9 protein-coding genes are annotated in these 13,188 nt (G+C 73.6%); 4 read left to right on the top strand and 5 right to left on the bottom strand.

Annotated elements, in window-relative coordinates; translation table 11 throughout:
* Positions 1-483 precede the first annotated feature (483 nt).
* Together ABEA81_RS30695 and ABEA81_RS30690 are read left to right on the top strand one after the other, a co-directional pair.
* Complete coding sequence (locus ABEA81_RS30695; protein ID WP_345609826.1) at positions 484-2,058, top strand: acyl--CoA ligase family protein; 1,575 nt, start codon at positions 484-486, stop codon at positions 2,056-2,058.
* 93 nt (positions 2,059-2,151) lie between these two features.
* Positions 2,152-2,481 (top strand): DUF3817 domain-containing protein, encoded by a 330-nt coding sequence (locus ABEA81_RS30690; RefSeq protein ID WP_345609824.1) that lies wholly within the window; start codon positions 2,152-2,154, stop codon positions 2,479-2,481.
* 463 nt (positions 2,482-2,944) lie between these two features.
* On the opposite strand, the gene ABEA81_RS30685 is transcribed toward ABEA81_RS30690, so the two are convergent.
* From ABEA81_RS30685 to ABEA81_RS30665, 5 genes are read right to left on the bottom strand one after another with little or no spacing between them, the layout of a single operon-like run.
* Entirely contained in the window at positions 2,945-4,153 is a 1,209-nt protein-coding gene (locus ABEA81_RS30685) for a trans-sulfuration enzyme family protein (RefSeq protein WP_345609822.1), read from the bottom strand.
* A gap of 9 nt (positions 4,154-4,162) precedes the next feature.
* The gene (locus ABEA81_RS30680; RefSeq protein WP_345609820.1) at positions 4,163-4,978 is read right to left on the bottom strand and encodes an SWIM zinc finger family protein; all 816 of its coding nucleotides are present in this window, start codon (positions 4,976-4,978) and stop codon (positions 4,163-4,165) included.
* The gene (locus ABEA81_RS30675) at positions 4,971-8,117 is read right to left on the bottom strand and encodes a DEAD/DEAH box helicase (protein WP_345609818.1); all 3,147 of its coding nucleotides are present in this window, start codon (positions 8,115-8,117) and stop codon (positions 4,971-4,973) included. Before ABEA81_RS30675 ends, ABEA81_RS30680 begins: the two co-directional genes overlap by 8 nt.
* Positions 8,118-8,161: 44 nt before the next feature.
* Positions 8,162-9,766 (bottom strand): arylsulfatase, encoded by a 1,605-nt coding sequence (locus ABEA81_RS30670; RefSeq protein ID WP_345609816.1) that lies wholly within the window; start codon positions 9,764-9,766, stop codon positions 8,162-8,164.
* Between the two features lie 18 nt (positions 9,767-9,784).
* Positions 9,785-11,122 carry an MFS transporter gene (locus ABEA81_RS30665; protein ID WP_345609814.1) on the bottom strand — a complete coding sequence of 446 codons (1,338 nt, stop codon included), beginning with the start codon at positions 11,120-11,122 and terminating at the stop codon, positions 9,785-9,787.
* Positions 11,123-11,237: 115 nt separating this feature from the next.
* On the opposite strand from ABEA81_RS30665, the gene ABEA81_RS30660 reads away from it, so the two are divergent.
* Entirely contained in the window at positions 11,238-12,011 is a 774-nt protein-coding gene (locus ABEA81_RS30660; RefSeq protein WP_345609812.1) for an IclR family transcriptional regulator, read from the top strand.
* Between the two features lie 66 nt (positions 12,012-12,077).
* On the top strand, positions 12,078-13,061 hold the full coding sequence (locus ABEA81_RS30655) for a mannonate dehydratase (RefSeq protein ID WP_345609810.1): 984 nt from the start codon (positions 12,078-12,080) through the stop codon (positions 13,059-13,061).
* The last annotated feature ends 127 nt before the right edge of the window (positions 13,062-13,188 follow it).

Below are 13,188 nucleotides of genomic sequence, written 5' to 3'. Positions count from 1 at the left end.
CGGCTTCACGGCGATCTCACCGCCCGGCCGTAACGGGTGCGCGGCCGGATCCGTCGCCCGTCCCGGAACGGGGTGGGGTCATACCGGTCCGGGCTGCGATCCGGCGGCAATAACCCCATCTCCGGCAACCCCATCTCCTGCTGGATCCCGGAAGTGGGCCGGACGCGGCGGCTCGGGAGGAGGCGGCGCCGCCGCGCTGATCGTCTCGGTGACGCGCGGGGCCGGGCAGACCCACCCGCAGCGGGTGTGGTCCCAGTAGCAGCGGCGGTCGTGGCGGTGGGGCTCGGCGAGGGGGTCGGTGCTCATGATCCGGTCCTGTCGACGGCGGCGGAGGCCCGCCGCGTGTGCCGGGTTACTCGGCGGGAGCGGGACGGGTGTGAGCACCCGCGCGGAGCGGTGGCGGCGACCGGTGGATACGAGGGGGAGGCGGCGGGGCGCACGGCGGGAGATAGTGACGGCATGGATGTCGGTGTGGATGTCGCCGTGGATGTCGCTGTGGATGTCGCCGCGGACTTCTCGTTCGAGCCCCTGACGCCGGTGTCGTTCCTCGATCGGGCCGCGGCCGCGCACGGCGAGCGGGTCGCCGTGGTCGACGGCGTCCACCGCTACAGCTACGCCCAGCTGCACGAGCGGTGCCGGCGACTGGCGGGAGCGCTCGCCCCGCTCGCCGGCGGCCGCCCGGTGGCCGTGCTGGCGCCGAACACCCACGTGCTGCTCGAGGCGCATTTCGGCGTGCCGTGGGCCGGCGTGCCGCTGGTCGCGATCAACACCCGGCTCGCGGCGCCGGAGGTCGCCTCCATCCTGGAGCACTCGCGGGCGGCCGTCCTCGTGCACGACCCGGTGTTCGACGCGCTGGTCGCCCAGGCCGTGTCCGGGTTGGCCGAGCCGCCCGTGCTCGTGCCGGTGGGGGAGCGGTACGAGGAGCTGCTCGCCGCGGCCACCCCGCGCGCCGTCGCGCCGTCCGACGAGCGCGCGCTGCTCTCGATCAACTACACGTCGGGGACGACCGGACGGCCCAAGGGCGTGATGTACCACCACCGCGGCGCCTACCTGCAGTCGCTCGCCATGGCCGCGCACACCGGGCTGTCGCCGTCGGCGGTGCACCTGTGGACGCTGCCGATGTTCCACTGCAACGGCTGGTGCTTCCCGTGGGCGGTGACCGCGGCCGCGGGCACGCACGTCTGCCTGCCGAAGGTGGATCCCGGAGAGGTCTGGCGGCTGATCCGCGAGGAGGGCGTCACGCACCTGGAGGGGGCGCCGACCGTGCTCTCGATGATCGCGTACGCCGAGGGCGCCGCACGGCTCGACCGCACGGTCCGGGTGGCGACGGGTGGGGCGCCGCCGACGCCCGCGATCCTGCGCAGGATGGGTGAGCTCGGGTTCGACGTCACGCACCTCTACGGCCTCACCGAGACGTTCGGGCCGGTGATGATCTGCGACTGGCGGCCGGAGTGGAACGGCCTCGACGCGGGAGAGCAGGCACGGCGCAAGGCCCGCCAGGGCGTGGGCAACATGATCTCGTGCCGGGCGCGCGTCGTCGGCCCGGACGGCGCGGACGTGCCGGCCGACGGCGCGACGATCGGCGAGATCGCGCTCCGCGGCAACAACGTGATGCTCGGCTACCTGCGCGATCCCGAGGCGACGGCCGCCGCGGTCCCGGACGGTTGGTTCCGCACCGGCGACCTCGGCGTGATGCACCCCGATGGCTACGTGGAGCTGCGGGACCGCAGCAAGGACGTGATCATCTCCGGTGGCGAGAACATCGCGAGCGTCGAGGTGGAGCAGGTGCTCGCCGACCACCCGGCCGTGCTGGAGGCGGCCGTGGTGGCCGCGCCCGACGAGCGGTGGGGCGAGGTCCCGGTCGCCTACGTCACCCTGCACGACGGTGCGAGCGCCACGGCCGAGGAGCTGCAGGAGCACGTCAGGGGCAGGCTGGCGCGGTTCAAGGCGCCCAAGGCGGTGGTGTTCGGCCCGCTGCCCAAGACCTCGACCGGCAAGATCCAGAAGTACGTGTTGCGCGAGGAGGCGGGTCGGCGCACGGCGGGTGCGAGCGGGTAGGCCCGTCCGGCTCGTGATCACCGACTCGGCGGACACGCTCGGTGTTCCGGCCCCGGCAAACGGGTGGGATCATGCGTCCGGCAGAGTGAAGGGGTGGCTGTCGTCTCCCCGTCCACCGGTGCGCTGGCGTTCCGCGTCGTCGCGATCGCCGAGGCGTGCTCGTGGGCCGGCCTGCTCACCGGGATGTTCTTCAAGTACGTCGTCGTGTTCGACGACATCGGCGTGAACGTCTTCGGCCCGATCCACGGCGCGCTGTTCATCGCCTACGTGGCCGTCACGCTCGTCGTGGCGCGCACCTTCCGCTGGAGCCTGCCGGTCACGCTGGTCGCGCTGGTCGCGAGCATCCCACCGCTCGCCACGTTGTGGTTCGAGCGGCGGGCGCGGCGCCAGGGCGTGCTCGCCGAGCCGGTGGCCGTCGCGTAGTGCGGGGGCCACGAGGGCGCGCCGTCTCCACCCGCGGCAGGCCACCCCCGTCCGGGCCCGGACGGGGCCGGCCGCCGGGGCCCATGGCCCCACCCGGACCACCGCGATCACACCCCGGAGCCGGCGGCACCCTCGCCTGCTAGCCGGTCGATTCCTGTGGGCAAGGCCGTGGGGTCCGTCTCCGGGCCTCCCGGCGGCGCCGCGCAGTGCGGGGCCGCCCCTCGCAGCTCGCGGCGATCAAGGGCAGATGGCTGCTCGGCAGGGGTGATCAAGGGCAAATGGTCGCTCCCGGAGATCATTCGGCCACCATTTCGCCGTGTGATCGGCGATCCGGTGCGCGTTTCGTGCGCCTCGACCACGCCCCCGGGTCGAGCGCTCCCCGGTCGCCCTCGACCACCGAGAACCCAGGAATCAACGATCCAGGTGCGGGCGAACGGGCCGGTCGTGCCGCGGCGTCGGCGGGTCACGCGGGTCCGACCGTCGCCGTCAGGGCCTGGTCGAGGTCGGCCACCAGGTCCCGCGGGTCCTCCAGGCCCACCGAGAACCGCAGGTGGCCGTACCGGCGGAACTCCTCCGGGTAGAACCGGGCCCGCTCGTCGTCGCCGGACACGTGCACGACCAGCGACTCGTCGTGCCCGAGCGACACCGCCGACGTGATCACCCGCAGCGCCGCGACGAAGCGGTTCTGCGTGTCCGCGTCGCCGGCGGGGTGACTCTCGACGGCGAACGCGAGCATGCCCCCGAACCCGCCGTCCAGGGTGCGGGCGGCGAGGGCGTGCTGCGGGTGCGACCGGAGCCCCGGGTAGGCCACGTAGGCCACGCGCCGGTCCTGGTCGAGGAACTCGGCCACCGCCTGCGCGCCCGCGCAGTGGGCGCGCATCCGCATCGGCAGCGTCACCGATCCGCGCATGATCAGCCAGGCGTTGAACGGGCTGATCGCCCCGCCGACGTTGACCATCGCCTCCGCACGCACGGCCTCGACCAAAGCCGTGCCCGCCTCACCCGTGCCGATGACGGCGCCGCCCATCGCGTCGCCGTGGCCGTTGATGTACTTGGTGAGCGAGTGCACGACGACGTCCGCGCCGAGCGCGAGCGGCCGTTGCAGGACGGGCGTGGCGAAGGTGGCGTCCACCGAGAGCAGGGCGCCGGCGGCGTGCGCGAGCTCGGCGACCGCGGCCACGTCGGTGATGCGGGTGGTCGGGTTGGCCGGGGTCTCGACGTGGACGAGGCGCGTCTCCGGCCGGATGGCGGCGGCCACGGCGTCCGGGTCGGAGGAGTCGACGAGCGTGGCCGTGATCCCGTACTTCTGCGGCAGCAACTCGGTGAGCAGCCGGTACGTACCGACGTAGGTGTTGTCGGAGCACACGACGTGGTCGCCGGAACGCAGCGCGGCGAAGAAGAGCGCGTGGATCGCGGCCATCCCGCTGGCGAGGGCGACCGCGGCGGTGCCGCCGTCGAGCGCGGCGAGCTTCTCCTCCAGCCATCCCTGGTTGGCACCGCCGTTGCGGGTGTAGAGCGGCGTGCCGGTGCCCGACCAGGACAGCTCGGACGGGTCGTCGGGCAGGGAGTAGGAGTTGGCCATGACCAGCGGGCGGCGGATCGCCCCGCTCCCGGCGTCGACGGCGTTGCCGCCGTGCACGGCGAGGGTGGCGAGGTGAGGGGAGTTCGACACGACTCCTTCTTAGATCTCCGTGCCCAGCGCACGGTAGGCCGGGCGCAGCAGCTCGGCGACCTGCTCGCCGCGGACCTCGATCGGGAACGGCGGCACCTGGTCGAGCAGCGCGTCCGGTGGTGTGCGCGGCCCGGCGAGCTGCTCGGGCAGGTCGCCCGCCTCCCAGAACCGGTGCATGACCGCGGCGAGGTCCTCCCCGTGCGCCGGCGGCGACGCCGCGGAGCGCCGGGCGCGCAGCTCCTCCAGCAGCGCGTCCCGGTGGCGGCCCCGCAGCGCGAGGATCTGGAACGGGTCGGCGTCGAACCGCTCGGCGAGCACGTAGCAGACCGCCGCGAGGTGCTTGCACGGCACGGCGAAGTCGGGACAGGTGCAGTCCATCGCCAGGTCGCGCTCGGTGGCCGGGAAGAGCGAGAGCCCCACCGCCTCGAACACCCGCTCGATGTCGCGCGGCATCTCCCCGTTGAGCAGCGCCGCCGCGTACGAGGCGTCGTCGGTGAGCGCCTGCGCCACCGCCGCCCACTCCGCCTTGCCGAACGCCGGCACGCCCACCCGCACCTGGTACGGCGCCGACCGCGAGCCCTGGACCCGTGCCGTGGCGCCGCCCACGTCGAGGTCGAGGGAGACGATCTGCCCGGCGCGCGCGTAGCTGCGGCCCCGCGAGAGCCGCCCGCCCATCCCCAGCGACTCCAGGACGGAGAGGAAGCGCTGCGACCACCACGTGCGCGCCACCGGGCCGCGGGTGCTGTTGATCTGGATGCCGCCCTCGACCTTGCGCGGGCGGGTGGGCTCGGCGTCGCGCCACCAGAAGGGATCCGGGTCAGGCATCGGGGTCCTCCTGGTCGGCCTCCTCCTGGAGGGCTTCCCCGCCGAGCGTGAACAGCTCCCGCAGCGACTCGGTGGACAGCTCCGTGAGCCAGCCCTCGCCGTCGCCGACGACCATGGAGGAGAGGGCCTTCTTCTTGGTGATCAGCTCGTCGATGCGCTCCTCGACGGTGCCGGGGCACACGAACTTGCGGACCTGCACGTTGCGGCGCTGGCCGATGCGGAACGCGCGGTCGGTGGCCTGGTTCTCGACGGCCGGGTTCCACCAGCGATCGAGGTGGATCACGTGGTTGGCGGCGGTGAGCGTGAGCCCGGTGCCACCCGCCTTGAGCGAGAGCAGCATGATCGGCGGCCCGTCGCCCGCCTGGAAGCGGGTGACCATCTCGTCGCGCCGCTTCTTCGGGGTGCCGCCGTGCAGGAACGCGACGTCGGTGTCGAAGCGCGCCGAGAGGTGCGGGACGAGCATGTGGCCGAACTCGGTGAACTGGGTGAAGCACAGCACGCGGTCGCCCTCGTCGAGGATCTCGGCGAGGATCTCCTCCAGCCGGATGATCTTGCCGGAGCGCCGGCCGATCGTCGATCCGTCGTGCAGCAGCTGGGCGGGGTGGTTGCAGACCTGCTTGAGCTTGGCCATCGCGGCGAGGACGTTGCCGCGCCGCTCGATGCCCTCGGAGTCCTCGATCTTCTCCAGCATGTCGTCGACCACCGTGCGGTAGAGCGATGCCTGCTCCCGGGTGAGCCGGTAGTGCTGGGTGACCTCGATCTTGTCGGGCAGGTCGTCGATGATCGTCGGGTCGGTCTTGACCCGGCGCAGCAGGTAGGGGCGGGTGACGCGGCGCAGCAACGCGGCCGCGTCCTTGTTGCCGTGGCGCTCCACCGGGATCGCGTAGCGCGTGCGGAAGACGTCGGCCGAGCCGAGCAGGCCGGGGTTGAGCACGTCCATGATCGACCAGAGCTCGGAGAGCCGGTTCTCCACCGGCGTGCCGGTGAGGGCCACGCGGTGCTCGGCGGTGAAGCGGCGCACGGCGCGCGCGTGCGTGGCCCGGCTGTTCTTCACGGCCTGGGCCTCGTCCAGCACCAGCCGCCGCCACGACACCTGGGCGAGGTCGTCGCCGTCGCGGGCCGCGGTGGCGTAGGTGGTGACCACGAGGTCGGCCTCGGCGACGGCCGCGACGAGCTCATCGCCGTGGGCGCGGCCCGCCCCGTGGTGGGCGAGCACGCGCAGGTCGGGCGCGAACCGGGCCGCCTCGCGCTGCCAGGTGCCGACCAGCGACATCGGGCAGACCAGCAGGGTGGGCGCGCGCCGCTGCCCCGACTCCGGCTGCGCTGCCCGCTCGTACGCCTCGAGCGCGAGCATCTGGACGGTCTTGCCCAGCCCCATGTCGTCGGCGAGGCAGGCGCCGAGCCCGAGCGCGGACAGGAACGCGAGCCACGACACCCCGCGCTGTTGGTAGGGCCGCAGCTGGGCGTGGAAGTTCGGCGGGGGCTCGATCGGGCTGATCGTCTGCTCCGCGGTGCCGGCGAGCAGCTCACCGATCCAGCCGTCGGCCCGGACGTCGGTGACGGGGAGCGGGAGCTCCTCTCCATCCCAGTCGTCGCCGTCCCAGTCGTCGGGGTGGCGCTGGGCGAGCGCGAGCACCTCGGCGGCGGTGGGCGCGCCTGCGTGCCGGCGGCCCTTCGCCCGGCGCAGGAACTCCAGGCCCTTGCGCAGCCGATCGGCGTCGACGCTCACCCACCGGCCGCGCAGCCGCACGAGCGGCGCCTTGGTGGCGACGAGATCGCTGATCTCCTCCTCGGACAGCTCCTCGTCGCCCACCGCGATCGACCAGCGGAACTCCGCCAGCTGCTCGCGGCCCAGCCCGCTGCGGGTGAGCACGCGGTCGGCCGGGGTGCTGCGGGCGGACAGGGTGAGCCCCACCCGGCGGGCGCCGTCCCAGCCGCGCGGCAGCTGGACACCGAACCCGGCCTCGACGAGCAGCGCGGCGCGGGACGTGAGGAACTCGTGGGCGTCCTCGACGGTGAGGTCGAGGTGGCCGGGCCGGGCCCGGCGCAGCGCCCGGGCGAGCGCCGGGTACACCAGCGCCGCCCGCCCCAGCTCGGCGAGCATCAGCTCCTGGGGCTCGGCGAGCAGCCGCTCCGCGCCGCCTGCCCACACCTGCTCGGCCGGCACGAGCAGGCTCGGGTCGGCCGTGGACTGCAGCAGGAACTCCAGCACCCAGCGGGTGCCGTCGCCGGTCTGGTCGAGCGGGTCGGGCGCGGCATCGGACGGGTCGTGGAGCGTGCTGATCTCGGAGAGCCGGAAGCAGGCCCGGCCCTCGCCGGTGGTGTCGGCGCCGACGGTGTCCCACTCGGCCACGGCCTCCTGGAGGGCGGAGACCTCGGTGGCCGCGACGGCGTCGTCGATCCGGCCGTCGGCGGTGAGGAGGGCGGCGAGCCAGGCCTCGGTGGCCGGTAGCGGCCCGCCTCGCGGCGGCACCAGCGCGACCGGCTCGGGAGCGCGGGCGAGCCGGTCGCGCACGGCGGCGTCGGTGAGCACCTCGAGCGCGTCGGCGAGCAGGTCGTGCGGGTCGGGCCCGGCGTCCGGTGTCCCCTTCGCCGACACCACCTCCGCCCGTCCCACCGGCGGCAGCGCGCCCACCAGCGCGTCGAACGCGACGGCGTCGAGCCCCTGCACGACCGGGCGCCAGCGGGCGAACGCCCGGCCACCGTGGCGGCGCAGGGTGGGCAGCACCCGGCCGCGGGAGGCGAGGTCGGCCGCGAGCGCCGCCAGCGCGCGGAGGTGGGCCACCGAGCTGCCGTAGCGCGCCTCGTCGGCCGGGTCCTCCAGCTCCGCGGCGTCGACGGCGAGCGCGGGCACCGACCACGCGCGCAGCGTGGGGCCGCCCCGCGGCGGCGCGGCCCGGCCCCGGCTGCGCACGAGCTCCGGCGAGGCGAGCGGCCCACCAGGTCGCGAGGGCAGCAGGAGCGTGGCCGTGGCCGGCTTGCCCGGGTGCAGGGCCGCGAGCGCGGACACCGGCGCCGCGAACGGGTGCGGCCGCGCGGGGCGCAGGGAGCGGCTCGACGCGCCTGCGGGCCGGTCGCCGTCCTCGGCCCAGAGCAGCACCCCGCGGCCGGGGGACCAGAGGGCGTGGACGGCGAGCACGGGTTCAGGTTACGGAGCGGCACCGACGGTCCGGTGCGCGCCGGTCACTCCTCCGGCAGGCCGTGCCCCCGCCTGCGGTACAGCTCGAGAACCCGCTCGCGCGGGATGACGCCGCAGCGCCGCGCCCACTCCTCGTAGGCCCCCGCCAGGTCGGCGACGAGACCGGGGTGCTCGCCTGCGAGGTCGTCGTGCTCCGCCCGGTCGGCCTCGATGTCGTAGAGCTCCCACGGCCGGCCGTGCTTGCGCACCAGCTTCCAGCGGCCCCGGCGGGCGGCGCTGTTGCCCTCGTGCTCCCAGCACAGCGTCCGGTCCTCGACCACCTCACCCCGCAGCAGCGGCAGCAGGCTGCGTCCTTCCGCGGGCGGCACCGGGTGGCCGTCCCGCTGGTCCGGGTAGGTGGCGCCGGCCGCGTCGAGCAGGGTGGGCAGCACGTCGACCAGCTGGGACGGCGCCGTGCACACCGCGTCGGCGCCGGCGAGCCCGGCCGGCCAGTGGACGATGAACGGGGTCGAGATGCCGCCCTCGTGCACCCAGTGCTTGTACTCCCGGAACGGCGTGTTGGACAGGTTGGCCCAGGCGCGCCCGTAGGTCTGGTACGTCGTCTCCGGTCCCGGCATGAGGCCGGGGTGGTTGCCGGGTACGACGTCCTCGCCCTCGCGGGTGGTCATCTTCATCGGCACGAACGCGGTGACGAACTCCATGGCCGTCTCCGGCGGCAGCTCCTCGGCGCACCCGCCGTTGTCGGAGAGGAAGACCACGATCGTGTCGTCGAGCCTGCCGAGCTCCTCGAGCCGGGCGAGCACCCGTGCGATGCCCTGGTCCATGCGGTCGACCTGCGCGGCGTAGACCTCCATCCGCCGCGCCTCCCACTCCTGGTCCTCCCGCGAGTCCCAGGCGGGCACCCGGGGGTCCGGGTCGGACAGGCGCGATCCGGACTCCATGATCCCCTCGCCGACGAGCCGGTCGAGCCGTTCCTCGCGCAGCCGCTCCCAGCCCTTGTCGAACCGGCCGCGGTACTTCGCGACGTCCTCCTCGTGCGCGTGCAGCGGCCAGTGCGGCGCGGTGTAGGCGAGGTAGAGGAACAGCGGGTCGTCACCGCGGTCCCGGTCGTGCTCGGAGACGAAGCGCACCGCGTTGTCGCTGATCGCGTCGGTGTAGAAGAAGTCGTCCGAGAGGCCCTCGTCCTCGACGTTGCGCTCGTCGCGCTTCAGGGTGCGAGGCTGGTAGTACGAGCCCGCGCCCTCGAGGGTCCCGTAGACGTGGTCGAAGCCGCGGCGGGTCGGCCACGCACCGTTGGGCGTGTCCATGTCGCTGGCCAGGTGCCACTTGCCGCTCAGGTAGGTGCCGTACCCCGCCGCGCGCAGCGCCTCGGCGACCGTGACGCACTGCTCGGACAGGTTGCCCGGGTAGCCGTCGGGGGAGTCGTCGAAGTTGAGGATGCCGACGCCGACCTGGTGCGGGTGCAGGCCGGTGAGCAGCGAGGCGCGGGAGGGGCTGCACCGGGCGGTGTTGTAGAACTGCGTGAACCGGACGCCCCCGCGGCCGAGCCGGTCCAGCGCGGGTGTCTCGATCTCGCCGCCGTAGCAGCCGATGTCCGAGAAGCCCATGTCGTCGGCCAGGATCAGCAGGATGTCGGGGCGGCGGGCCATGCGGGTCTCCTTCTCGGTTCAGCGGGCGCGGGCGGAGTCGGGCGTGTCGGCGTCGAGGGCGCGCCGGCGTGTCTCCGGGGACAGCAGCAGCGACACCACGGTGATCAGCGCGATCACCGCGACGTACGCGGCGACCGGCCAGGACGCACCGCCGGAGGCCGCGACGAGCGCGGTGCCGACGAGCGGCGCGACGGCACCGGAGGGCAGCACACCCACCTGGTAGACCACCGACATGCCGCTGTAGCGCACGCGCGTGGGGTACAGCTCGGCGAAGAACGCCGCCTGCGGTCCGTACATCCCGCAGGCCGCGATGCCCCAGCCGATGACGAGGGCGATCCAGATCAGCGACGTGTCGCGGGTGTCGACCAGCATGAAGAGCGGGAACGCGGTCAGCAGTGCGACGAGCGCGCCCGCGAGGTAGACCGGACGCCGCCCGATCCGGTCGGACAGCGCTCCGGCCAGCGGGATGACGACCATGCCGACCAGGGCGGCCACCAGCAGGCCCTGCAGCACCACGCTGCTGGGGAGGCCGAGCACGAGCGTCGTGTAGGTGAGCAGGAACGCGTTGTAGATGTTGAACGTGACGCTCTCGCTGAAGCGCGCGCCGATGGCGAGCAGCGTGGTGCGGGGGTGCCGGCGCAGCACCTCGAGCAACGGGGTCGTCGCCTGCTCGCCCGCCTCCTTGATCGCCTCGAACGCGGGCGGTTCGGCGATGCGCAGCCGGATGAACAGGCCGACCGCGATGAGCACGGCGGAGAGCAGGAACGGGATCCGCCAGGCCCATGCGACCAGCGCGTCGTGGCCCAGCCACCCGACCGCGGTGACCACGCCCGTGGACAGCAGCAGCCCGATCGGCACACCCATCTGCGGCCAGCTGCTGTAGAGGCCGCGGTGCTGCGCGGGCGCGTGCTCGACGGCCATCACCGCGGCGCCGCCCCACTCGCCGCCCAGCCCGATGCCCTGCAACATCCGCAGCACGAGCAGCAGGACCGGCGCCCACATCCCGATCTGGGCGTACGTCGGCAGCAACCCCATCACGAACGTGGCCCCGCCCATGATCATCATCGTGAGCACGAGCATCTGCTTGCGGCCCAGCCGGTCGCCGAAGTGCCCGAAGACGATCCCGCCCAGCGGTCGCGTGACGAAGCCGGCCGCGAACGTCCCGAACGCGATCATCGTGCCCAGCAGCGGGCTGACCACCGGGAAGAACTCGGAGTTGAAGACCAGCGCGGCCATCGTCCCGTAGAGGAAGAAGTCGTACCACTCGACGACGGTGCCGATGAGGCTGGCTCCCGCGATCTCCCGGATGTGGGCCGGGCCCGAGCCTTCGCCGGAACCCTCTCGGTGGCGCACCATTGCGGACCTCCCGGAGTGAGGAGTAGTGTCCCGTTTCGCGGGACAGCTGACCCGTTCTGTAGGACGGTGATCGTGCGTGCCGTCGAGGGCGGGTGTCAAGGGGGCGGGGACGGAAGTGAGCGAACTGCTGCGCCGCGCCGTGCAGGTGCTGGAGGTGCTGCGCGTCTCCGACGACGCCCTGAGCATCAGGCAGGTCGCCGACCGGGCCGGGCTGTCCAAGTCGACCGTGCAGAGGCTGCTCCGCGAGCTGGTCGACACCGATCTCGCCGGCCAGGACCCGGTGACCCAGCGGTACCGGCTGGGGCCGCGCACGCTCGCGCTCGGCGTCGCCTACCAGCGCCGGCTGAACCTGCGCCAGGCCGCGCTCCCGCACATGGGCCGGCTGCGCGACGCCGCGGGCGAGACCGTCGGCCTCACGGTCGCCTTCGGCGGCGACCAGATGATGCACATCGAGCAGCTGGAGAGCGTCTCGGAGCTGCGCGCGACCTTCGACATCGGCCGGCCGCTGCCGCTCTGGAGCGGTGCGCCGAGCCGGTTGTTCCTCGCCGCCCGCCCGGACGAGGACATCCGCCGGATCCTCGACCAGCACGACCCGAGCGAGATCACCCCGATCAACCCACCCGAGCCTGCGGCGTTGTTCGCCGATGTCCAGAACGTCCGCGCGCAGGGGTACGCCGTCGCCGTCGAGGAGACGCTGCCGGGCGTGAGCACGCTCTCCGCGCCGATCCGGGCGGCCGGCGCCGACCTCGTCGCGACGCTGTCGCTGACCTCGCCCAGCAGCCGGCTGACCGAGGACGCGATCCGGTCCCTGCTGCCGGAGCTCCTCCGCACCGCCCGAGCGATCAGCGCGGACCTCGGCCACCTCCCGCCCGGCTCCGGCGGCTGGTGATCGGCGGTACGGTCAGGCCATCGGAAACGGAAGCACGTTCCGGGTAGCGGAACGGGGAGGGGATCGATGAGGATCGCGGAGATGCTGCCGGCCGACCGGGCCGACGGGAGCCTCTGGCCGCTGATGCGCCAGGCGGGCGTCACCGACGCGGTGGGCACGCTGCCCGGCGACCCCCGGCCGCAGCCGGGGCACGAGGCGCCGTGGGACTACCTCCCGATGGTCCGTACGAAGGACCTCTACGAGCGCAACGGCTTCGACCTCGGCGTGATCGAGTGGCGCCCGCCGTTCAACCTCGCCAAGCGGGGCCTGCCCGGTCGTGACGAGGAGATCGAGAACGTCTGCACCCTGCTGCGCAACATGGGCAGGCTCGGGATCCCGGTCTGGTGCTACGAGTGGATGACCGACCGCAACTGGGTGCGCACGAGCACCGCGATCCAGTCGCGCGGCGGGTCCACCGTCACCGGGTTCGACCGGGCCGTGTTCGAGGCCGGGCCGCCGCCTCCGCTCGGCACGATCTCCGAGGAGCAGCTCTGGGAGAACCTGGAGTACTTCCTCGCCCGGGTGCTGCCCGTCGCCGAGGAGGCGGGGGTGCGGCTCGCCATGCACCCGGACGACCCGCCGATCTCGCCGCTCGGCGGCATCGGGCGCATCATGTCGAGCGTCGACGGGTTCCGGCGGCTGCTCGAGATCTCCGACAGCCCGATGAACGGCATCACGTTCTGCCAGGGCAACTTCCGGCTCATGACCGAGGACCTCCCCGCGACGATCCGCGAGATCGGGGACAGCGGGAAGATCTTCTTCGTGCACTTCCGGGACGTGGAGGGCACGGTCGACAGCTACGTCGAGACCTGGCACGACGCCGGGCCCACCGACATGCGGGCCTGCATCGACGCCTACCGCGGCATCGGGTTCGACGGCCTGATGCGCTCGGACCACGTGCCCACGCTGCACGGCGAGGTGGGCGCGCAGGCGGGGTACGGGGTGCTCGGGCGGCTGTACGCCGTCGGCTACATCCGGGGCCTGATCGAGGGCTCGGCCGGGCGCTCCTAGCCGGACCGGACCGGGCCGGGCCGGGCCGGGCGGTCGCGCCCGGCGCGGCCCGGATGTTCGATCAAGGGCAGATGGTGGTGGCTCGATCTCTGGGAGCGGCCATCTGCCTTGGTCACCCGCCTGGAGC

The organism is Pseudonocardia adelaidensis (assembly GCF_039543345.1).
Taxonomy (GTDB): Bacteria; Actinomycetota; Actinomycetes; order Mycobacteriales; family Pseudonocardiaceae; genus Pseudonocardia; species Pseudonocardia adelaidensis.
The sequence above is the reverse complement of the archived record's forward strand: the minus strand, read 5'-3'. Positions and strand labels throughout refer to the sequence as shown.